This is a genomic window from Phenylobacterium sp., from assembly GCF_041913825.1.
Lineage (GTDB): Bacteria > Pseudomonadota > Alphaproteobacteria > Caulobacterales > Caulobacteraceae > Phenylobacterium.
In genome coordinates this window covers 18,945-38,015 of sequence record NZ_JAYSEO010000009.1, presented here as the reverse complement: position 1 = coordinate 38,015, position 19,071 = coordinate 18,945, and the positions used below count along the sequence as shown (strand labels likewise).

Below are 19,071 nucleotides of genomic sequence, written 5' to 3'. Positions count from 1 at the left end.
CGGGATGGACAGCTCGAAAGAAGGCGCAAGCTTCTGGCGGATGGGCTTCGTAGCCTCAGCCGTCGCGCTGCTTAGTGCTGCCTTGTTGCCCCTGCAGTGGGAGCAGACGGTCGGCGCGGGGGCGGTCGCTTGGATGTTCTTCTTGATCGCCCTCACGGCCGACCCGCAGTGGAAGAAGTCGGCCATCCGCGCTCGGTTGAGGGAATGGCTGCGCGACCGCTACGACCATCACGGCGAGCGCCTGAGAGGGATGGAGTTAGTCGCGGCCTCCTCGCTCCTTCTGGGTTCCGCCGGTCTAGGCCTCGCGCTCACCCTTGCCGGGGACCAACTTGGCGGACCGCCGATGCGCCTGCTGACTGCCCTGGGAGTCCCTTTGATGGGCTTTTCGGCGCTCCTCGCCGCGGCGGCCCTAACTATGTTCGTGGCCGACAGGCGCTGAAGCGCCGAATCCCGCAAGCGACCACCTGATCGACCATCGATTGCCGCGTGATTGTTCGTCAGGGTCAATTCGTTGAGCGCCCGCGAGCGGACGCTTCCGAGGTCAGTGCTGGGTAGAAAGCAGACACCTTCGCTTTAAACATCCTGCGTGACAGGCAAGGCGACGGCTGAACTCGCCGCACAACAGGACAGCTCATGCTTGAAGGCCGCTTCATCATCGCGGACGCGACGAACAGCTACGATTTCGACGGCGACGATCCTTGGGAAAAAGTAGTTGCTGGTCTAGCGCCCTTTGGGTTGGCACCACCTTCGATTCTCGACCTGATGCACTCCTCTGTCCGGGAGCGGCGCGACCTTCTAGTCGGGAAGGTGGTGAAGAATGTTTTGCGCATCCAGGCGGTCGAACTGGGCCTCGAGCCGATCTGCTCGACGGTGATCCATCGGATCGTGACGACCAACCATCTTGATGGCTGCTGGCGGCAGCGCGCCGATGACGGGACTATCGACACTATCGAAACACCGGCCCGTGACATCAGCGGGGCCTTACCAACAGTGGTCTACCACGGCACCTCTGAGGCCTCTCTGGCCACCATTTTGCCGCAAGGCCTGCTCATCGACCGTCCCCCCAACTGGGAGAACGGGGGGCGGAACCACGTCTATTTGGCGGCCGAGGCCCAGGTCTCCGCCTTCCATGCTCGCAGGACCGCTCAAGAGCATGCCAGCACCCCTGTCGTCCTCAAATGCAAGATGCCCACCCGCTGGGTGGCCGATCACGATGTCGAGCACCAGATGGTAAAAAACCCTCTCGTCCCCGGCGACGACGGGCTGTTCTTCGCCCAGGAAGCGGGTCTGTTCGCCTCGCCAGCGCCCATTCCGCCGGCCGACATCCTCGAAGTGCGCCGCCCCGCCTTCAATTCGCGCTATGAAACCTGGGACATCGTGGGGGTGCCTCGGGAGACGAGCCGGCGGGTGCGAGACCGCTCCAGCTAGGATTATCGGCCCGCCACCGCCAGCACGCCGCCCCCAAGGTGTAGTGGATCACGAGGCGGGCGGCGGATGGGCGGTGCCCGGCTGCCCGCAGCAGCCCGGCTTAAATGCCGTTAACCCTCTCCCGCCGCAGAGGCGTATGGTGCCGGCCGCGCCAGCCTCGGGACTCACGTGAACGACAACGCACAGTTTGATGCCCGCGCCATTGCGAACCTACTGCTGGACACCGCGGAGGAGCAGCAGCTGCCGGTCACCAACCTGATGCTCCAGAAGCTGCTCTACTTCACTCATGGGCTGCACCTCAGCACCACGCGCATGCCTCTAGTGGACGGCTATTTCGAGGCCTGGACCTACGGCCCCGTGCATCCGAACGTCTACCTGACCTTCAAGGCCGCCGGCAGCGCCCCGATCTCGTGGCGAGCGACGCGGTCAGACTACTCCACGGGCCGGGTCCTGCCCATCCAACCCGTCGAGGACGCTGACGTGGTAGCCCTGGCTCGCCGGGTGGTCGCTACCCTGGGGAAGCTGAGCGCGAGCAGGCTTGTCGCCCTCTCCCACGTGCCGGGCGGCCCCTGGCATGCGGTCGCGAACGAAGCTAGAACGAGGCCAGGGCGAGGAATGCGTATCTCTGATATGCTGATCTCCGAGCGATTCGACCGGCACAAGCTGGCGGTGAACGGCGTCGATCTAGGAGCGGACCCTGACCAAGAAGCGCCCCTTACCTAGTGAGGACATTGCGAACATTGCGCCTCTGCCTCTCTCGGAGCAGCGCAAGCAGCTGAAAAAGCTCCTGGGACCAGCCCTCATCTCCTACCGATCCCTGAGGCTGGTCGAGGACGCCATTTGGGGCCTTAGCCTGCCCCTCCCGTTCGCGCTCTCCCATCCGACGCTCAATGAGATTCTGACCGCAGTCGCCGCGCACTCGCGGAAGGGCAAGGAGCTGGAGTCCTGCCTTGAGCTGGCCGAACTGTTCTACGCCCTGGTCCAGCGGGAGCGGTTCCTGGCCACCCCGAGGGAGTTCGGGCGGCTCCAGCTGGCGGTCGGCGTGTCCGTCGATTACTGCGCCGACGTGGTCCTCGGCACCCCCGGCACCGCTCCCGTCATCGCCGGGGTCAACTACCGTCGCCGGCCCTACACGGCTGCCGGCCTCAGGTTCGCCTTCTCGGCGATGCACGAACAGAGCCGGGCTCTCGACCGCGACCTCCACGCGGCGCGTCTGGCCATGGTTCAGTTCCCGCAACCCCCGAAGAAGCGCCCCCGCTACGCCTCGGTGACGTTCGCCGACAACCTTGACCTTATCGACTACCGCCAGCTCGCCCAGATGGCGGCCGGCACGAACGAATTGTGGGACGAGATGCAGGAGCATGCGGCTGAGGAAGCGCGCCGCACCGGGACGGACGATCAAGACTGGTGGGGTCGAGGGGACTGATCGGCGTGTCCTCTCGGTCGGCTCTTAGAAGCGTCGCGGAGTGGGGCAACCGCCTAACCCTGCTGCTAAACGTGGTGCTGTTCGGCCTCGCATTCTGGTTCATCTCCACGCGAGGCCTCCAGGCCGCGCCGCAAGGCTTCAGCTACCAAGACCTCGTCACCATATTGCTGACGGCAATCGCGGTGATCCTAGCCGCCGTGACGATCTTCGTCGCTCTCGTTGCCCTGTGGGGCTACACGGCGCTCAAGGAGAACGCGAAGGCTGCCGCAGAGAAGGTCGCGAGGGAGACGGCCGAGGAAACTGCAAAACTTGAGGCCACGGCTGCCGCGCGGACGCTCACCATGCGGGAACTACCGGGCATGGTGCGGCTCTACTTTGCTACCGAGGGATCCCCCTCGCAGACGGTTGAAAGCGGAGACTTGGCAGAGGCGTTGAAGATCGGTGACGGCGATGGCTCACATGGCTGACGAGGGGGAGGCTGCGGTCGTCAACCGCTACCTCCAGCAGACGCCTGTTGACCTCGACGGCATGGCGGCCGAGCTTGGCTTGGCCGTCGAGCGGTCGCCACTCGCGAACAGCATCGCGGGCAAGCTGATCCGAGACCACGCCGCGCGGGCCGGCTACCGCATCGTCATCAACTCCCATGACGCACCGCGCCGGCAGCGTTTCACCTTCGCCCACGAACTAGCGCACTTCATGCTGCATCGGGACCTCGTGGACGAGGTCGTGGACAACGCGCTCTACCGCAGCCCGAATCTCGGCGACGACATGGAGCGCCAAGCTGACCGCTTCGCCGCTCAGCTCCTTCTGCCAGCCCAGGAAGTCAGGCGCGCATACCGCGACGATAAAGTCCTCGCGAGCCTCGCCGAGCGGTTCGACGTGTCCGACACCGCCCTGCGCATCCGTCTGCGGGAGCTCGGGCTAGCCCCCTGAGTGATCTGGCCCGTCTCCGAGGGTTGGTCGTGCGAACCCCTGACGCATGCTCCGGGGCTGTGAGAATCGGTTAGCCTTTCGTTGCGTTCCGCCTCGACCAGCAGCGATGCTGTGACTAGAACGCACCCAGAACACTGACTTGCTGGCAGACCATGGCGCGCTATTACGAGTTCTTCGCTGGAGGCGGCATGGCGCGCGCCGGGCTTGGAGGGGGCTGGAGCTGCGCGTTCGCTAATGACTTCGACCCCATGAAGGGCGAAGCCTATACTGCGAATTGGGGTAGCGATCACTTCCACCTAGCCGATATCAATAGTCTCGCCCCTGGAAACCTCCCTGGTGAGGCCGATCTGGCCTGGGCTTCCTTCCCGTGTCAGGACCTGTCATTGGCCGGCAACTACGCCGGCCTCGGTAGCGCAAGCGACAATCAACAGACCCGCTCGGGCACCTTCTGGGGCTTCTGGCGACTGATGTTGGGATTGCAGCGAGAGGGACGCGCGCCGCGCACGATCGTCCTAGAGAACGTCTACGGCGTCTTGACTGCTAACGAGGGCGGGGACTTCGTGGCAATTGCCAGCGCGCTGGCTCAAGCAGGGTATCGGTTCGGTGCGCTGCTCGTAGACGCAGTTCACTTCTTGCCGCAGTCGCGACCACGGGTGTTCATTGTGGCGGTGCAGAGCGGTCACCCCATCCCGTCCGCCCTGTTGGCCGCCGAACCTCAACTACCATGGCACCCGCCCGCGCTTATCAAGGCGGCTGAAGCCCTTCCTGCTGAGGTAGCGGACGCATGGTTGTGGTGGCGCTTGCCCCTCCCAAATAATGCGCGGCCTTCGCTTGTGGACATCATCGAAGAGACGCCTCGTGACGTGACCTGGCACCAGCGAGGCGAAACAGACCGTCTCGTATCGCTGATGAACCAGCGTCATGCAGACCGTCTTGAGCAGATGAAGCGTTCGCCCGACAGAACAGTGGGGACAGTTTACCGGCGCACTCGTCAGGGTCAGCAGCGTGCCGAATTGCGATCCGATGGGATCGCCGGCTGCTTGCGAACTCCAGCGGGAGGCTCATCGAAGCAGTTCGTCCTTCTGGTGGAGAAGGGGCGCGTTCGAAGCCGGTTGCTCTCTGCGCGCGAGGCGGCGCGTCTGATGGGACTGCCCGACAGCTATGTGCTTCCGCAGAGCCACAACGACGCCTACCACGTCGCTGGAGATGGCGTGGCCGTTCCCGTGGTCAGGCACTTGGCCGCCGCCATTCTAGAACCCCTCCTGAACCCCACTGCGGCCGCGCTCGCTCATGCCGCTGAGTGACGCGGCGAGGGCTGAACTCGATGCCCTGGGCCTCAAAACTAAGGGACCGCTCGGCGTTGCACTCGTAGTAGTGGCTCGCGCATCGACGGAGCCATTCCCTCTCGACACTTCGCGGTTTCTCACGCCCCGCGGCGGTCAAGTGAAGGGGGCGGGGGGCCCCGCCGTTGCGCGCATTCTCAAGAAGCACGGCATAGTTCGAAGGCTTGCCGCGGAAGCCGGTCGCACATCCCGCGGGAGCATCATGGCCATGGAGGCCCTCGTTGGTCTGCTGAACCGATGGGCGGCCGAAGGTCACCTCGATCTAGAGGCGGTTGAGGCCTATTGGGTCGATCGTGTTCGAGACTACTTTGCTAGCACGCCGATCTCATTCCGAATGGATCCCGCATTCGGCTTCACAGCGACGGTTCGGGGCCTGATGGAGCAAGCGGCGGCACGCCAGCGCGAATCCAATGGGACCATGGTCGTTGGAACTGTAATGCAGCACCTCGTAGGGGCAGCGCTGGAGATGGCGATGCCGGGCGTTCCGGTCACTCATCACCCATCCAATCAGAACGACGCTTCCGGTCGAGGGGGAGACTTCGACATAGGTGATGCGGTCCTGCATGTGACCGGCTCACCGTCAGAGGCACTACTTGCCAAGTGCAGAGATAATCTCGAACGCGGTTGGCGACCTGTGATCATCACGACCCGCAACGGGATAGTCACTGCGGAAGTGTTGGCGGAAGCGGCCGGAATTGCCGGTCGTGTTGACATGATTGATTTTGAGCAGTTCATCGCCACGAATGCGCAGCTCCGAGGCCACTTCGGGAGCGGAGACTCGCGGAGCGCGATGCTCGGCCTGATCGACCGCTACAACTTGATCGTCGGCAAGGTTGAGACCGACCCCAGCCTAAGAATTGTTGTCGATTGACGCAGCCATCGCCGACATCCGCGGCCATTGATGGCGTTCTAAGCTGAAGAACTATCCAGCGAATACGAGAATGACCGGGATCGCCGACCCGCCACCGAACGGACTGGCCAAGCCCCTCGGCTCCTTAACGGTCCGTGACGTGGTTTCCGACCCCTCTCGGCTGATGGGGGTCAAGGCGGTTTGGGGCAAGAGCCGGGAAGCAGTCATGTGCTTCGGGTCGCGCGGCAACGCTGCGACGAAGGACCCAGCGCACTTCCAGCAAGCGCGGCTGACGGCTGAGAAAAGTGTCGCGCGTCCCTTCCTATTGACCATCGGGGGCGGCGAGCAGGTCCCGGCCGACCTCCAAGGTCGCGTCCTCGAACTCGTCCGCGTCTCGGGTGCGTATGGGGAGACCGCCGCCTTCGTTCACGATCCTGGCCTACGCGAGCGGCTGTCGCAGTGGCCCGTCGCGGTCGTGCTAACCGAAGTCTACCGCATTGTCGGCGACCCACATCTGATCCATGACCTGGGCTTCCCCGACCGCCGGGTCTTGGAGAACGCATACGACGGCGTCAGGTCGAACGCGGCCGATATCGCCGCCCTTTGGCAGGCGCTGAAGGATCGTCCGGTGGAGTTGCGCGGGGACGTTCTGCCCCCAGCTGACTTCCGTGAACCCGGCAAGGCTCAGCTCTGCTTCAGCCTCTACCCCAAGGTCTCAGCCACGGAGGGCAAGCGGCGCTACAAGCTGGCGCAGGACGTGGAGCGCAGTTCACAGGTCTCCCGTGAAGCGAAGCGACTGAATAAGGAGCGCAACGGCGGCGTCCTAGTTTGCGAGGCATGCAACTTCGCGGATGCAGATTCACGACTGTTCGACGCGCACCACCTGATCCCAATTGCTGTCGGCGAGCGTGAGACCCACGTCGGTCACCTCGCGGTTCTGTGCCCCAGGTGCCACCGCTGGGCGCACGCCAAGGGGCCGGCGGTCTACGAGCCGCTTCCAGTGACTACAGTGCGTGCCGATATGGCCCGGATAGTTTTCGGATCAAAAATTCTCGCCCCCATCTAGACGGCGGCGCGGCTGAGTTCCCCCCCCCCTGCCCTCTCATGCCGAGACGTCAGCGACCTCTCGTTCGATGAGGAACGCTGCAAAGGACGAAGCAACCCCAACCACGAACACGGCGTCTGCCATCGTGGGCACCCGGCCTTCACGCACATGCCGGGCAAACTCAGAAGCGTAGCCCCACAAGGTGTTTGCCGTCTGTCGCAGCGGCTGCGGAAGCAGGTCCGGATAGCGCCCCAGAATCTCTCCGAAGGTGGCCTGAGGGTCGCCTACTAGGTCACGTGACAGGCACTCCAGGGAGGCAAGCGCATGGCGAACCGCGCCCGTAAGGTTGGGCTCTGGGCGGCGGGAAAGGGCGAGACGGGCCTCCCGCAGCTCAGTCGCGGCTGTGTGCCTACCGGTCTGCTCCATCCCGTCCGCTGCTCGTTGCACGTCGGCTTCGAGCGGCTCAGGTCCGCGAAACTCGATCATGCCGCCACTCATTCGCCAGCCGATTCCGCGCTCTAGGAACACCTCGTTTAGCTCACGCTCGAACCAAAGATGGGGCGCGGGGTCCATGAACTGCTGCTCGTGGAGCTGTGCCAGTCGGAGGTAGATCGCCTCTGCTAGGTCGTAGACGCGATACCACGGAGCCCCATGGAGCAGCTCCTGGGCCTCGTTCCTCAGGTAGTCGGCCCGCCGGTTTCCCTGGGGCGGAACAAGGAGCACTTGGGTCAGCAGCCGCACGATCTGCTCCGGCGTGAGAGAACCTCTCTCCGCGAGCGCCAGCAGAGCGAAGCGAAGTTCCTCTGGGGCCTCATGCCTAACCGCAATTGCGGGAGGGTCAGCGCGAAACCCAAATCGGCGGGAGAAGGGCTGATCTGCTTCGCTCATGCTTGCATCCGTGGCTTGGCTAGAGCGCAATCTATCGCAACGTTTTGCGGCGCGGGACACACTGCGCTTCGGCGCACAAGTCCTAGGTTTTGCGCTGGGGCTCACAAGATAGTTGACGACGGTTATGAGCCAGCATATGAGCTAGGCCACAGCAGCCCCCTAACTTGTGAGCCGGCCATGCGTATCGCCTACTACCGCGTCTCCACCGCAGACCAGAGCATCGACGCCCAGCGCCACGCTATGGGCGGAGGCTTCGACCGCGAGTTCTCAGACGAAGGCGTGAGCGGCGGGATCATGGCCGCCGACCGCCCAAGCTTCGCCAAGCTCATGGAGGTGATCCGAGGGGGCGACACCCTCTGCGTCTACGCCGTGGACCGTCTCGGGCGTGACGCGCTGGACGTTCAGGGAACCGTGCGGCGGCTGATGCAGATGGGCGTGGTCCTCCACATCCACGGCATCGGCCCCGTCGGCGGCGGTGCGGGCGAGATCGTCCTCGCAGTCCTGGCCCAAGTAGCCGACCTGGAGCGGCGGAAGATCAGGGAGCGGACGGAGGCGGGCCGCGCCGCCGCTAGGGCCGCCCTGGAGGTCACCGGCAGGACGCACCGGGGGAAGGCTAGCCTCGGCCGTCCGATGGCCCATGATGCCACCACGGTGGCCGCCTGGAGGCGGGAGAACCGGGCCAGCATCAAGGGCACGGCCCATCACTTCGGGCTCTCTGAGGCCACCGTCAAACGCTACTGTGCTGCCGTGCTACCTGCTGCAGATTGAGCCCCGGCCCGGTCGCTCTCCCGGCCGAGGAAGCCGCATACGGGCCAAGCCCGGTAGTAGGGTAGCGGGGCGGGTCCGTATGGACTCCTGAGGCGTCCTGGCGGCCCGCGAATTACCGCCGCCCCTAGGCCCCACCGGCCCACGACGCCAGAGCGTCCGAGGCCGGCGGAACAGACCGCGCCACTTTGTCCGCAGCCTGGGAGCCGCCAGCCGCCCCCAGGCGCATTTGTGCGACCCCTTAGTCAGCACCCTAGGACCCACAGCAGGGGGGCGCGAATTGAGTTGCGCCCTCGGACCCAAGCAGCAGGTCCGTGCGAGTTAGTGCCCAGCCTAGGAGCCACCGAACCGCCGACGGTCAATTACTGCTGAGCCTTGGAGACAGAGCGCCGACTGTGGGGGGACTATAGGGGGGACCTATAGGTTCTCCTGAAGGAGTCCCCTTCAAGACCCCCTCTAGAGATACTCCATCAAGATCAGCCACTGAGGTCACCTTCGAGGCCCTGAGGTTCCCTGTGGGCCTCCTGAAGGACACCCCGGCTGTGGACGGGGACGCCAGTCGCCAGGCCCGGCCACCACCAGAGCCCGCCCCCAGCGCCTGCAGTCCGATGGTCGCGCTCTCGGGCGGGCTCTGCCCTGCTTAGCGTTTTTGGCCTCTTTTGACGGCCCCCAGCGGGCCCGCCTTTTCGGCCGCCTCTTTCGGCGACGCGGGCCAGCTGCCCGGCCGCACCCCGAAGCCACCGATCCACCCCAACGCCTCCTGCCGGTCTCCCGGCGGGTCGCTTTCACGCGAGCATGACCATGACTCACGCCAACACCGCGCCCGGCCTGACCGGCGAGCTGATCACCATCGACGGCGAGGCGGCCTACAGCATTCCCCTGACCGGACGCGACGGCGCTGGTAGCTTCGCCCTGGTGGACCCCGAGGGTCTGGAGCGTCTGCGCCAAGCCGGCGCGCGCTTCCTCTACGCCGTAGGTGACGGCCACCAGAACCGCTACGTCGCCTTCCTTGGGCTTCCCTCCAAGCAGGCCCAGATGGCCGCTCGGGCCGTCCTCGATGCCCCCAAGGGCCGTCGCGTGATCTACGCCAACGGCGACCGCTTTGACCTCCGCACGGGGAACCTGCTCATCCAGCCCCGCAAGGGTGAGGGCGGCCAGCGGCTGAGCGGTCGGAAGGTCCACGCCGTCAACGAGTCCTGGCAGGCTCACAGCAGCCTGCGCCGCCGCGAGGAAGGCGCGTGGAAGCGCCCGGCCCGGTCGGTCGGAGATCGCCGGCCGTGGTGACGGGCAACTTCCCTCATCCCCTCCATGGACTACCGGTCAGGCGGGTCTTCACGGCGCAGGCCGTGGGGCTCCTGCCGGCCGCCGTGCTGGCGGACCCGGAACACCCCTGGCTTCGCCTTCAGGAGGCGCGGCTCCCGCGTGGTGTGTTGGGCGTCATCTACTACCGAGATGCCGTCGAGCTGGTCACGCCTCAGGGCGTCCAGCGGCGGCCCTTCACCGGAGCCGTGGAGCTGCACAGCCGGGAGCCTGCCCCGGTCCCCACCCCCGCCCCGTCTGCCAAGCAGATCACCGCAGCGGAGCGGGCCAAGGCCTGGCGGGCGGCCAACCGCGAGAAGGTCAAGGCCCAGCACCAGCGCAAGGCCCAGCAGCGTAGGGCCGCGCGGGACCAGCTTCGCGACGCCCTGGCGGCCTCCTGCCGGGCCTCCTGAGGCGAGGCTCGAGAACGGCCCAGGAGCGCATGCGGACAAGCCCAGCTAGCCCAGTAGCCGCCATGGCCCGTATGCGCCCTCCCGCCCCGACGGAACGCCACACGCACCACCTACCGGAGCCCAGATTGGACCAGATCAGACGACCGCCCGGCCGCCCCAGGACCCCTGAGGACGAGCTGGACGAACGCGAGCGCCGCAGGCGGGAACGCTGGCGGGCCTATGCAGCCGCCCGCTACGAGGCCCAGCGCCCCCAGCGGGAAGCCCAACGGCTCGCCAGGGAGGCGCTGAAGGCTGAGAAGCCGGCCGCCCGCCGCCGGAAGGCATCCACCGCCAAGCCCCGCCGCGACCGCAAGGCGGCCAGCCAGTGGCCCCAAGGCATCCCCGCAGAGGACACGCGGCCCTGGTGACGGGCCACGTCCCCAAACCCGACACCGCCGGCCACCGCCGGCCCAACCATACGGATCACGAACATGGACACCAACGAACCCACCGGCATCTTCTACGACCGCGCCGAGTTCCTGAAGGCGGCCTCATCGCCGGAATATGCAGCCAGCGCCCGCTACCGCGATGACGTGGCGGCGAAGCTGCAACGCTCGATGGAGGCGGGGACGATCAGCCCCATGGGCGAGTTCATCAACCCAGCCGATCGCACCCACACCCGCAACGCCTACTACGCTGACGACAACGCGAACGGCTACATCGTCCAGGGCGCGGACCCCACCTGGGCCGAAGCCGGCAAGGTCGGTCGGGGCTTCTTCAAGAGCCCCGAGGAGATCGCCGCCGCGTTCAGCGCCCCGGCCTACGAGATCGACCCCACCTATCAGAACGCCGTGCGGGAGAAGATCGGCCGCAGCATCCGCGAGGGCTTCCTGACCCCCGACCTCCAGGCGGCTGATCCGGCCGAGCGGGGCCGTTGACGTGGAGTCCGAGAAGCGCCTGTCCCTGAACCAAGGGCTGGAGGTGGCGCGGCGTGAGGCCAAGGAGCGGCAGGAGGGCGCGGTCCAGCCCGCCCCCGTCGCCGAGGCCGCCTTCGAGACCCCCGAGGACACCCAAGAGGCCGCCCCGGCGGTGATCCTGCCGGCTGCCGCCGAGGTCGCCCGGACGGTCGGCTTCGACGGGACGCTCATCGAGACGAACGTCGCCTTGGACGCCCCGCCACCCGGTGCGTGGCGCTACCAGCCGAAGCCGCAGACGCGCCGCGCCTCCTCGCTGCCCACGCGCTGAGCCGCGTCTAGGTCCGCTTCGCGGTCCTGAGGCGGAAGCTGCCGTAGCGAACTCGCCGCAGCTCCGCAGCCAGGAGCGAGACGAGCGCACGCCGGTTGCCGTAGCCCGCCCCAACGCCCGGCGTCTTCCATCCGCCCAGCGCGTCGATGGTGGCGTCGGGTATGCGGGCCAGAGCCCCCGCGTCACGGAATCCGTGGCGGAAGCCGTGGAAGGTGAGGGTCGGATCGCTGAGGCCGATGCGGTCGAGGCGACGTCCGAACCACTTGCTGAACTCGTGCGTGTGGCCGCCATGGGGGCCTTCGCGAAGCTCAGGGAACAGCCTCTCCGAAGCCGCGCCGCGCGAGCGCACGAAGCGCAGGAAGCCGGCTCTGATGACGGCGGGGTGGATCGGCACGATCCGCTCGCTCGCGTCGGTCTTCAGGCGCTTGGCGCGGTGCCGCAGCCCCTTCTCATCGAACTCCGACAGATCGTAGCACCAGCGACCCTCCACCAGCTTGATGTCGCCGACCAGCAGCTGAGCCAGCTCGCCGGCCCGTGCGCCCGAGTAGAGCGACATGGCCGGAAGCCAGAAGTGCGAGGGATACGTCTCCCGCTCGGCCGCCAGCGAGCCGAACAGCGTCTCCAGCTCGGCAGGCGTGAAGCCGCGCCGCTTGACCTTCGCCCCTCCCCGCGAGGCGATCCCACGTGCGGGGTTCTTGTCGAGCCACTCCTCCTCGACAGCCCAGTTGAAGACCGCAGAGAGGTTGTTGAGGTAGCTCCAGAGGGTGCCCTCGGAGATCGTCTCGACCCCATCCCGCTGAGCGGCTGCGCTCGCCTGGGCAATGGTCAGGCCGGGGTATCGCTTGCCCATGTGAGCCGGCATGCCTGCCAGCCGGTCCCGCAGCTCTCGGCAGTCCGCCCGCGTGATCCCTCGCAGCGAACGGTCCCGACCGAGCCCCTCCTCCAGAACCCGGAAGACGTGGCGATACTTGCGGTCGGTCGCTTCGTCACCGTGCCGCTTCACGCGCTCCGCACGGTAGGCGTCGATCAGATGACCGACTGTCACGCCCGTAGGCGCGGCGGCCGCAACCGGCGTCACGACAGGGGCCTCAACGAGCTCACCGCCCTGGCGCTTCTCCAGCGCTTCATTGAGGCGGACGCGGGCCTTCAGCATCTCCCCAGCCACTAACCGGAAGCTAGGGTCCGAACGGGGATACCACCGGCCGGCGCGGGCGAGCGCCTCCTCGACGGTGCGGGCCTCCTCCGTCCAGTCCATCTCGGCCAATGCCCGGCGAGCGTCGGAGCCGACCAACTGGAGCGCGATCTCAGTTTGGCGGTGGGCTCGCTCGCCGCTGGTGAGCCTCGCCTCCTCGTCATTGTTCAGCCACAGCGCCAGTTGCTCGCCAGCCAGCGCGCGGGCTTCGGCGGCTGTCAGGGGCGGTGAGGCTGCGGCTGCGCCTCGGGCGCGGGCGACGGCGATCTCCTGATCCGTCTCAACCGCCCGCGTGCGGCAACGCCGCTTGGCGTCCTCGAAGTCCCGAGTTCCGAGGCTCTCCTTCCACTCCTTCTTCCCGAGAGTCGTCAGGAGGTCGGTGGGGACCCTGCGCCGGAACCAGTAAGCGGCTCCACGGCGGTAAAGGTGATTCTATCCGGGCACGCGCTGCATCTCCGCTGCGTGTGGCACACCCTTGTGTCACACTTCAACTGCGCAACCGCCTGAATTGCCTGATCTCTTTGTCGCATCAGCGACTTAGAATGCGCTGGTGGGCCCGGCAGGACTCGAAGTTGTAGGATTGCCTCAAGTCATTGAGGAACTTGGCTTTTTGGTCAGGCTCGATACCAACAAAAGTACCGCCCCGCTCTTCTCTACCTGTATCACGGTAGCGACACTTCGCCAACGCGCGAGGTCGCAGCGCGATGTTCGAAGCGATACGCAGCAAGTTGTAGCTGCTACAGGAAGCCTGACTGCTGGCGCTGAGCACCTGCGCCCTGCCCGGCAGCGAGGCAAAGGGCGTCTGCTCGCCACGGCTCAGGCTGCATTCCGACCAGGGCCCTTGGCAGCCCTCTTTCCGCTGCCCACCCATTGTTCCTCGCTTGAGAAGCTTGGGCCGGCCACCGAGGCCCGCTCCGTCGAAGCGTTCTCTGACCGCGCCCTTCTGCCCAAGCGCGACGCCGCCGCCCTCCTGGGCATCGACCATGGCACCCTCGACGCCCTTCCCAGGCCGGCGTGATCCCCGCGGTCCCCTTCTCGAACCTCTTTGGGGCGGCGCCTGAGATCGGCAAGGGCTGGCGCATCGCGCTTCCCTCAGGGCTGCCGCTCTACGTCGCCTGGGCCATCGGGGATCAGCGGTTCCGGGCGGGCTAGCCCGGCTACATCGCCCCCTGGTTCCGGGAGGCTCGCCCCCTCGCGTGCGCGGACGCACGCGCGCGCCCGTTCTTTTGATGGGTGAGGGCCTCACGAACGGGGCTCGATCATCGAAGGACAGACAATGGCGCCGTCATCCCATCAAGATCCCCTCCTCCTCGCCTTTGGTCCTGCAGCCGTGCGGTGGCGCGACGAAGACCTCTTCTGGTTCTTCGGGCAGTTCCAGGTGGAGATGTCGGAGTACGAGGAGGCGATCACCGACCTACAAGGAAGGCTCGAGGTCCTCGCCCGCTGGCGGGACGATGTGTGGCTGGCCCAGAACGGAGGCCCGGCCGCGACGCTTCTGGAGCACCCGCTTGCCCTTCTCGGACGTAGGTCGGCGGCCGGGCTTGAGGAGATGGCCAGCCGTCTTGACGCACAGGCTGCGGAACTTCGCGCTGAGCTCGAGGAGCTCCTAGGAGATCGTCAGGAGAAGTCGGACCATACGCTAGCCGCCGCCGGCGAGCTTGTGCGTCGATTCCACGACCCTTCATCTGCAGCGACCTTCAAGCTTATCGAGGGGCAGTTGGTGTGCCTTCAGCTCGTCGATGGGACACCGCTCGCAGCGGTGGTCTCGTTTGTAGATCCGGCCGCCCGAGCGGTGCGGGGCCTGCGGGACGCCGTCTGATCGCCTTTCAAAGCTGCCGCCGGCCCGTGAGTTGCATCAGACGAACTCAGGTCAGGCGGTCACGCCCGAACGCGTCTTTGCACAGAACCGACGATAGGATTGCCCGTGAACGAGCGTGACCTACAACAGCCCTTCGATGTGCTCCTGTTCAGGTACGTCGCTGGCGGATACGGGAGCATTCGCCAACTCGCGCCCCTGGTCCGCGTCCGCCATCTGCGCCATTCCGACATCACCTACTTGCACGGCTACGACCTTGCGCTTCGCGAGGCACGCACCTTTCGGGAGGACAAGCTTCTTCCACTCACGGACGCGGCAGCGCGCAAGCACGGGTTCGACGCCGGGCAGGCGGTTTGGCGGCTTGATCGAACGCGGGAGTGGATCCCCATGACCGGGGCCGCGCTGGCGCGCGTCGGCTTTGGACCCTGCCTCTCGCTGCACGGGGAGCTGGGGCCCGAGGAGAACGAGGTGTGGATGAAGAAGCTCGGACGGTTTGCCCCGGGCGGGTAGGTGCGGCCTTCATTGGGTGACCGGTTATTCGGCCCGGACGGTCGCTCATGCTTGGGAGGCCTCTGACGGGCTCCCGCCTGACGTTGCAGCCTGCCTTGAACAGCACTTCGGGCGCGTTGAGCTTCTGCTGGCCATTCCAGAACATAAGGTGCCGTTGCCCGGCGGTCGCCGGGAGAGTCAGTGTGATGTCTTCGCCCTCGTTCCAACGCCCAGCCAAGTCGTGGCGTGCGCCATCGAAGGAAAGGTGGACGAGCCGTTCGGCCCCACGCTGGCGGAATGGATGGCCAGCCCCTCGGAGTGGAAGCGCGAGCGGCTCGCCTATATCCAGGGCATCTTGAGCTTAAAGGGAGAGCTCGACGGGGGTGTTCGCTATCAGCTCCTCCATCGGACCGCCTCGGCCGTCGTCGAGGCACAGCGCTTCTTAACCGGCGCTGCGGCCATGATTGTCCATTCCTTCTCTCCGGAACGTCGATGGTTCGAAGACTACGCGCGCTTCGTCCAGCTCTTCGGGCCCGCGCCGGCGCCGGAGAGCACGACCGTGGAGATTCCATGCGGTCGGCGGCTCCTCCTCGGTTGGGCCGCAGGCGACCAGGCCTACCGGCTCCGCTAAGCGGACCTAGCCTCGCCCGCCTCGATGCGGGCTATGAGATCCAGCCGCGCCAGATCCGCGACAGTGCCGCCCGCCCCCTCCAACAACCGGTCGCTCGCCACCACGAACGCGAGACACATCGCACGACTGATGGCGACGTTGAGCCGGTTCTTATTGAACAGGAATTCGGTTCCGCGTGGCGCATCCGATCCTCTTGAGGTCGCCATGGAGACAACAACCACCGGCGCCTCCTGCCCCTGGAACTTGTCGACCGTCCCCACCCGTATCCCTTGCGGCAGGTGCTCCTTCAGGAGGTTCACCTGGAGGTTATAGGGTGCGACGACGAGGACATCGGCGAGCTCCATTGCGCGCTCCTCTCCGTATTCGTCCCGGAAGCGCCCACTAAGGAGACGCTGAACAAGGTCGGCGATGGCCTCCGCCTCTTGTCGACTCGCCTGACGACAACCCTCGTGGGCGATTGGCATATGGACAACGCCGGCGCCGGGAAATCCCTCGACCAGCACGGCCCGCGCCTCAGCTGTTGCGTGCGAGGAGAGCCTCCCCTCGTACACAGCCTCAGATATCAGCGAGCAAACCCCGGGATGCATTCGCCAGCTGATGTTTAGGAGGACGCCAAGCTCCGGAGGCACGGTGGCGCGTCCCTGCAGCAGGTAGTCCAAGCAAGAGAGGCCCGTTTCGCCAGGATGCACGCCCTGCACCGGCTGCGGTAGCTGCATCTGGTCGCCGATGAGGACGATGTTCCGCGCACATCCCGCCATGGCGACTAGGTTTGCGAGGCAGACCTGACCCGCCTCATCGACGAACAGATAGTCGAACTCCCGCTCCGACTTGCAGAAATGGAAGGCGGTGCCCCCGACCAGCGGATACCCCGCGGCGTCCGACGAGCTGTAGACGTTGGCGATGAACTTGCCGTCGATCTCAGTCTCGGGGTCCCCGCGCGTCGCCTTCTTCACGCCCACCAGCGCAAACCCATCCTCTTCAGCGCGCTTTTCAACTGCCTCGAGGAGATTGTTGATCGCCTTGTGCGAGTTCGAAGCCACGGCCACCCGTGCGCCGCCCTTCAACAACTGCAGAATGGCGTGGGAGGACGTGTAGGTCTTACCCGTGCCTGGGGGCCCCTGAATGAACAAGTGACTGTTCTGTAGCGCTCGGACCGCTCGAACGACGCCAGGCACGAGATCCTCCCCCTCGCGCAGGATCGGCCGGCCGGGTTCGCCGCCAGCGATGCGCGGCGCTGCGCGAAGGAGCAAATCCACTAGAGCCTGGTCGTCCGCGAGATCGCCAGCAGCGACCCGCTCGGCGAACCCGACGATGGCTTCGACAAGTCCGTTCTGATCGATAGGACCGTCCGGAGAGATCCCGCACGTCTGGGGGTACTCTCCTGCCTTAGAGCCACGCTTCAAGACGATCAGCCCGGCCGCTGCATCCAGCTCCTGAATGACACCCGCCGGCTCCAGGGTAGCCGCGATCTTGCACGATTGGCCGACCCTCAGCTTCGTTTCCTGCGGCGGAAAGCGATAGGTAGCGAGATCGGAACGCGCAGGCTTCGGCAGCGTCTGCTGAGCTACCAGCTCAAGCCCGCCTAGCCCGTCGATGTCCTCGATCAGTTCTTCGTCGGACCAGGTCTGGCGATCGAACAGAGACCACCATTGCGGCTTGTTGGCGCGTTGGTGGAACCAGAGGAGCTCAGCGACAAGGTCACGAAAGGCTTCGCTTCCAACGCCACTTGCTCGAACTCGCTCCGCCAGGTTACGACGCCGGGCTTCGAACGCTTCGCGGGCCGCCCTCCGCTCGTCGGCGGCGGCATCCGGTTCCTCAACAGCGGGCTCTCCGCCGTCGTAGACGGCGCCGTCAGGCCTGAGGCTCTCCAGCCACTCGCGCAGCTTCGCCGTCGAGACGCAGTCGTCATCATTGTAGCGCTCGATCGACTCCAGGATCGCAGGGTCCCCGGTCTCACGCCAACGCTCGTACTCGACGATGCTGTCGCCAGCGTTCGTCACCTCCCCCGCGCGCTTGCCCCAGTAGATTTTCTCGAGAGCCTTTAGCGAATAGCTCTCGGTTGAAGCGCGCAGGCCTTGTTTGGCCACGCGGTAGAGATCGACAAACCGGCGCTCACGCAAAAGCTGATCAAGCTCAGCCTCCCGAGTGGCGTAGCGGCTCGCGAGCTTCTTCAGAGCAACCGTCTCGTAGGCTGCGTAGTGGTAGATGTGCGCACTGGGATACTGCCGCAGATGCTCGACGAAGAGGTCCATGAGCTCTTCAAAGGCAAGCTTCTCCTCAGCGGCGTTGTGAGCCCAGATCCCCTTGAATCGGTCCTCCCCTGCTGGGCCTAGCGGGCCGAAGAGGCCTAAGAGATATTCGAGGCCGCCCGGATCATGAGGATAGCCCTCCATATCGAAGAAGAGGTCTCCGGCGGCCGGCGGCGGCAGCAGCCCAAAGCCTCTCCCAGGCTCGTGCGGGAGGGGCTCGACGACGTGCTCGCCAGTCTCTCGCGCCTGCGCTTGCAGGCTCGCCTGTTCGGCGAGCTTCCGAAGCGCTTCATCGCTGATCCCAGGAACACGTGCGTCGGCCGATAGGTCGGCAAGATGCTGGAGCGTCGTTAGACCCGCCTTTCCGAGCTTTAGGAGCTGATCGCTTCGCAGTCCGGCGACGAATGTTGGGCTGTCAGCCTCACGCCACTCCGTCTCACAGCGAGTCTTATACGCGCAACGTCCGCAGGCGCCGGTTGGAAGTGGCCTCGTGGTGCGACTCTGCGCATCGGCGAAGGCTTCAAACTCCGCCATGTAGCGGCCCGTGATGTGATCAGTCTCTTCCAGGCGGAAGCGCTCTGGCGCCTTGCCGCCGCCGACGTGGATCGTTCCGCCGGGCCCAGGCACGCCGCCAAAGTCGACGATCAGCTTTCGATAGATGCCGAGCTGAATGACGTGCTCTGCCTTGGCGCGCGTCGCAAGCTTGGCGTCCTCCGGCTCGTAGGTCGGCCGCCCATCCTCGGCTTCACCCGTTCGAACGAGGAAGTCGGGGAAGCCGACCCAGCGTTCGTTGAAGAGCGCCGCTTGGTAGATCAGCGGTGCTCCGGCCGCCATTGCGGAGCGAGTGGCATCGGCTTTGACGCTGGCGGAAGCTTTGTCGGGGATGGCGACGGCTTTGCCGTATGTCGCCTCGAGGCGCGCCAACACATGAGCCTCGTGCTCGAAGCCCTTCTTGCGCACCAGCTCCAGACCAGCGTCCGTCTGATCTGGAGGCGTCACGCCGTCTAGCCACAGCGCTGCGGCGTGCGCGCAGCCGAGATATTCGTTGAGACGCGAGGCTGAAAGACGAGGTTGGGTCAT

General features: G+C 65.8%; 23 protein-coding genes and 1 pseudogene. 19 read left to right on the top strand and 5 right to left on the bottom strand.

What is annotated here, in order from left to right:
* Positions 1-4: 4 nt before the first annotated feature.
* From ACE3Q8_RS09065 to ACE3Q8_RS09025, 9 genes are all read left to right on the top strand, one after another.
* Positions 5-439, top strand: a complete 435-nt coding sequence (locus ACE3Q8_RS09065; RefSeq protein ID WP_374469948.1) for a hypothetical protein — start codon at positions 5-7, stop codon at positions 437-439.
* 194 nt (positions 440-633) lie between these two features.
* Entirely contained in the window at positions 634-1,428 is a 795-nt protein-coding gene (locus tag ACE3Q8_RS09060; RefSeq protein WP_374469947.1) for a hypothetical protein, read from the top strand.
* Positions 1,429-1,596: 168 nt separating this feature from the next.
* Entirely contained in the window at positions 1,597-2,151 is a 555-nt protein-coding gene (locus tag ACE3Q8_RS09055) for a Panacea domain-containing protein (protein ID WP_374469946.1), read from the top strand.
* Positions 2,152-2,470: 319 nt separating this feature from the next.
* Positions 2,471-2,854, top strand: coding sequence for a hypothetical protein (locus ACE3Q8_RS09050; RefSeq protein WP_374469945.1), 384 nt, complete (start codon positions 2,471-2,473; stop codon positions 2,852-2,854).
* Between the two features lie 71 nt (positions 2,855-2,925).
* On the top strand, positions 2,926-3,321 hold the full coding sequence (locus ACE3Q8_RS09045; RefSeq protein ID WP_374469944.1) for a hypothetical protein: 396 nt from the start codon (positions 2,926-2,928) through the stop codon (positions 3,319-3,321).
* Positions 3,314-3,787, top strand: a complete 474-nt coding sequence (locus ACE3Q8_RS09040) for an ImmA/IrrE family metallo-endopeptidase (protein ID WP_374469943.1) — start codon at positions 3,314-3,316, stop codon at positions 3,785-3,787. The genes ACE3Q8_RS09045 and ACE3Q8_RS09040 overlap by 8 nt, the downstream gene beginning before the upstream one ends.
* A 152-nt stretch (positions 3,788-3,939) precedes the next feature.
* Positions 3,940-5,091 (top strand): DNA cytosine methyltransferase, encoded by a 1,152-nt coding sequence (locus tag ACE3Q8_RS09035; protein WP_374469942.1) that lies wholly within the window; start codon positions 3,940-3,942, stop codon positions 5,089-5,091.
* Positions 5,078-6,001, top strand: a complete 924-nt coding sequence (locus ACE3Q8_RS09030) for a DUF4928 family protein (RefSeq protein WP_374469941.1) — start codon at positions 5,078-5,080, stop codon at positions 5,999-6,001. Before ACE3Q8_RS09035 ends, ACE3Q8_RS09030 begins: the two co-directional genes overlap by 14 nt.
* 70 nt (positions 6,002-6,071) lie before the next feature.
* Positions 6,072-7,046 (top strand): HNH endonuclease, encoded by a 975-nt coding sequence (locus ACE3Q8_RS09025; RefSeq protein WP_374469940.1) that lies wholly within the window; start codon positions 6,072-6,074, stop codon positions 7,044-7,046.
* Positions 7,047-7,082: 36 nt separating this feature from the next.
* On the opposite strand, the gene ACE3Q8_RS09020 is transcribed toward ACE3Q8_RS09025, so the two are convergent.
* Positions 7,083-7,913 (bottom strand): AbiJ-NTD4 domain-containing protein, encoded by an 831-nt coding sequence (locus ACE3Q8_RS09020; protein ID WP_374469939.1) that lies wholly within the window; start codon positions 7,911-7,913, stop codon positions 7,083-7,085.
* 177 nt (positions 7,914-8,090) lie between these two features.
* On the opposite strand from ACE3Q8_RS09020, the gene ACE3Q8_RS09015 reads away from it, so the two are divergent.
* The 6 genes from ACE3Q8_RS09015 to ACE3Q8_RS08990 all read left to right on the top strand — a co-directional run bounded on the left by ACE3Q8_RS09015 (position 8,091) and on the right by ACE3Q8_RS08990 (position 11,614).
* Positions 8,091-8,681, top strand: coding sequence for a recombinase family protein (locus ACE3Q8_RS09015; RefSeq protein WP_374469938.1), 591 nt, complete (start codon positions 8,091-8,093; stop codon positions 8,679-8,681).
* Positions 8,682-9,479: 798 nt separating this feature from the next.
* A complete protein-coding gene (locus ACE3Q8_RS09010) occupies positions 9,480-9,962 on the top strand; it encodes a hypothetical protein (RefSeq protein WP_374469937.1) in 483 nt (160 codons plus the stop codon).
* A 62-nt stretch (positions 9,963-10,024) separates the two neighbouring features.
* Positions 10,025-10,390, top strand: a complete 366-nt coding sequence (locus ACE3Q8_RS09005) for a hypothetical protein (RefSeq protein WP_374469936.1) — start codon at positions 10,025-10,027, stop codon at positions 10,388-10,390.
* A 125-nt stretch (positions 10,391-10,515) separates the two neighbouring features.
* Positions 10,516-10,797: a hypothetical protein gene (locus ACE3Q8_RS09000; protein ID WP_374469935.1), complete on the top strand. Its 282-nt coding sequence runs from the start codon at positions 10,516-10,518 to the stop codon at positions 10,795-10,797.
* A 63-nt stretch (positions 10,798-10,860) separates the two neighbouring features.
* On the top strand, positions 10,861-11,307 hold the full coding sequence (locus ACE3Q8_RS08995; protein ID WP_374469934.1) for a hypothetical protein: 447 nt from the start codon (positions 10,861-10,863) through the stop codon (positions 11,305-11,307).
* A gap of 1 nt (position 11,308) precedes the next feature.
* Positions 11,309-11,614 (top strand): hypothetical protein, encoded by a 306-nt coding sequence (locus tag ACE3Q8_RS08990; RefSeq protein WP_374469933.1) that lies wholly within the window; start codon positions 11,309-11,311, stop codon positions 11,612-11,614.
* Between the two features lie 7 nt (positions 11,615-11,621).
* On the opposite strand, the gene ACE3Q8_RS08985 is transcribed toward ACE3Q8_RS08990, so the two are convergent.
* From ACE3Q8_RS08985 to ACE3Q8_RS08975, 3 genes and pseudogenes are all read right to left on the bottom strand, one after another.
* The gene (locus ACE3Q8_RS08985) at positions 11,622-12,869 is read right to left on the bottom strand and encodes a phage integrase SAM-like domain-containing protein (protein WP_374469932.1); all 1,248 of its coding nucleotides are present in this window, start codon (positions 12,867-12,869) and stop codon (positions 11,622-11,624) included.
* Between the two features lie 201 nt (positions 12,870-13,070).
* A pseudogene (locus tag ACE3Q8_RS08980) lies at positions 13,071-13,223 on the bottom strand (DUF6538 domain-containing protein); the annotation flags it as partial.
* 112 nt (positions 13,224-13,335) lie between these two features.
* Positions 13,336-13,791 carry a hypothetical protein gene (locus tag ACE3Q8_RS08975; RefSeq protein ID WP_374469931.1) on the bottom strand — a complete coding sequence of 152 codons (456 nt, stop codon included), beginning with the start codon at positions 13,789-13,791 and terminating at the stop codon, positions 13,336-13,338.
* Between the two features lie 29 nt (positions 13,792-13,820).
* Here ACE3Q8_RS08975 and ACE3Q8_RS08970 point away from each other — a divergent pair, with 29 nt between their 5' ends.
* The 4 genes from ACE3Q8_RS08970 to ACE3Q8_RS08955 all read left to right on the top strand — a co-directional run bounded on the left by ACE3Q8_RS08970 (position 13,821) and on the right by ACE3Q8_RS08955 (position 15,742).
* Positions 13,821-13,958, top strand: coding sequence for a hypothetical protein (locus ACE3Q8_RS08970; RefSeq protein ID WP_374469930.1), 138 nt, complete (start codon positions 13,821-13,823; stop codon positions 13,956-13,958).
* Between the two features lie 124 nt (positions 13,959-14,082).
* Positions 14,083-14,625: a hypothetical protein gene (locus ACE3Q8_RS08965; RefSeq protein WP_374469929.1), complete on the top strand. Its 543-nt coding sequence runs from the start codon at positions 14,083-14,085 to the stop codon at positions 14,623-14,625.
* Positions 14,626-14,730: 105 nt separating this feature from the next.
* A complete protein-coding gene (locus tag ACE3Q8_RS08960) occupies positions 14,731-15,132 on the top strand; it encodes a hypothetical protein (protein WP_374469928.1) in 402 nt (133 codons plus the stop codon).
* 16 nt (positions 15,133-15,148) lie between these two features.
* Positions 15,149-15,742 carry a hypothetical protein gene (locus tag ACE3Q8_RS08955; protein WP_374469927.1) on the top strand — a complete coding sequence of 198 codons (594 nt, stop codon included), beginning with the start codon at positions 15,149-15,151 and terminating at the stop codon, positions 15,740-15,742.
* Here ACE3Q8_RS08955 and ACE3Q8_RS08950 read toward each other — a convergent pair.
* The gene (locus ACE3Q8_RS08950; RefSeq protein ID WP_374469926.1) at positions 15,739-19,071 is read right to left on the bottom strand and encodes a TM0106 family RecB-like putative nuclease; all 3,333 of its coding nucleotides are present in this window, start codon (positions 19,069-19,071) and stop codon (positions 15,739-15,741) included. The two genes, ACE3Q8_RS08955 and ACE3Q8_RS08950, sit on opposite strands and share 4 nt — an antisense overlap.

Excerpts from the sequence above, each read along its gene's own strand:
- ACE3Q8_RS09065 (WP_374469948.1), top strand. The coding sequence starts at position 5 with ATGGACAGCTCGAAAGAAGGCGCAAGCTTCTGGCGGATGGGCTTCGTA.
- ACE3Q8_RS09060 (WP_374469947.1), top strand. The coding sequence starts at position 634 with ATGCTTGAAGGCCGCTTCATCATCGCGGACGCGACGAACAGCTACGAT.
- ACE3Q8_RS09040 (WP_374469943.1), top strand. The coding sequence starts at position 3,314 with ATGGCTGACGAGGGGGAGGCTGCGGTCGTCAACCGCTACCTCCAGCAG.
- ACE3Q8_RS09035 (WP_374469942.1), top strand. The coding sequence starts at position 3,940 with ATGGCGCGCTATTACGAGTTCTTCGCTGGAGGCGGCATGGCGCGCGCC.
- ACE3Q8_RS09030 (WP_374469941.1), top strand. The coding sequence starts at position 5,078 with ATGCCGCTGAGTGACGCGGCGAGGGCTGAACTCGATGCCCTGGGCCTC.
- ACE3Q8_RS09025 (WP_374469940.1), top strand. The coding sequence starts at position 6,072 with ATGACCGGGATCGCCGACCCGCCACCGAACGGACTGGCCAAGCCCCTC.
- ACE3Q8_RS09020 (WP_374469939.1), bottom strand. The coding sequence starts at position 7,913 with ATGAGCGAAGCAGATCAGCCCTTCTCCCGCCGATTTGGGTTTCGCGCT.
- ACE3Q8_RS09015 (WP_374469938.1), top strand. The coding sequence starts at position 8,091 with ATGCGTATCGCCTACTACCGCGTCTCCACCGCAGACCAGAGCATCGAC.
- ACE3Q8_RS09010 (WP_374469937.1), top strand. The coding sequence starts at position 9,480 with ATGACTCACGCCAACACCGCGCCCGGCCTGACCGGCGAGCTGATCACC.
- ACE3Q8_RS08995 (WP_374469934.1), top strand. The coding sequence starts at position 10,861 with ATGGACACCAACGAACCCACCGGCATCTTCTACGACCGCGCCGAGTTC.
- ACE3Q8_RS08985 (WP_374469932.1), bottom strand. The coding sequence starts at position 12,869 with ATGGACTGGACGGAGGAGGCCCGCACCGTCGAGGAGGCGCTCGCCCGC.
- ACE3Q8_RS08975 (WP_374469931.1), bottom strand. The coding sequence starts at position 13,791 with ATGGTCGATGCCCAGGAGGGCGGCGGCGTCGCGCTTGGGCAGAAGGGC.
- ACE3Q8_RS08965 (WP_374469929.1), top strand. The coding sequence starts at position 14,083 with ATGGCGCCGTCATCCCATCAAGATCCCCTCCTCCTCGCCTTTGGTCCT.
- ACE3Q8_RS08950 (WP_374469926.1), bottom strand. The coding sequence starts at position 19,071 with ATGACCCAACCTCGTCTTTCAGCCTCGCGTCTCAACGAATATCTCGGC.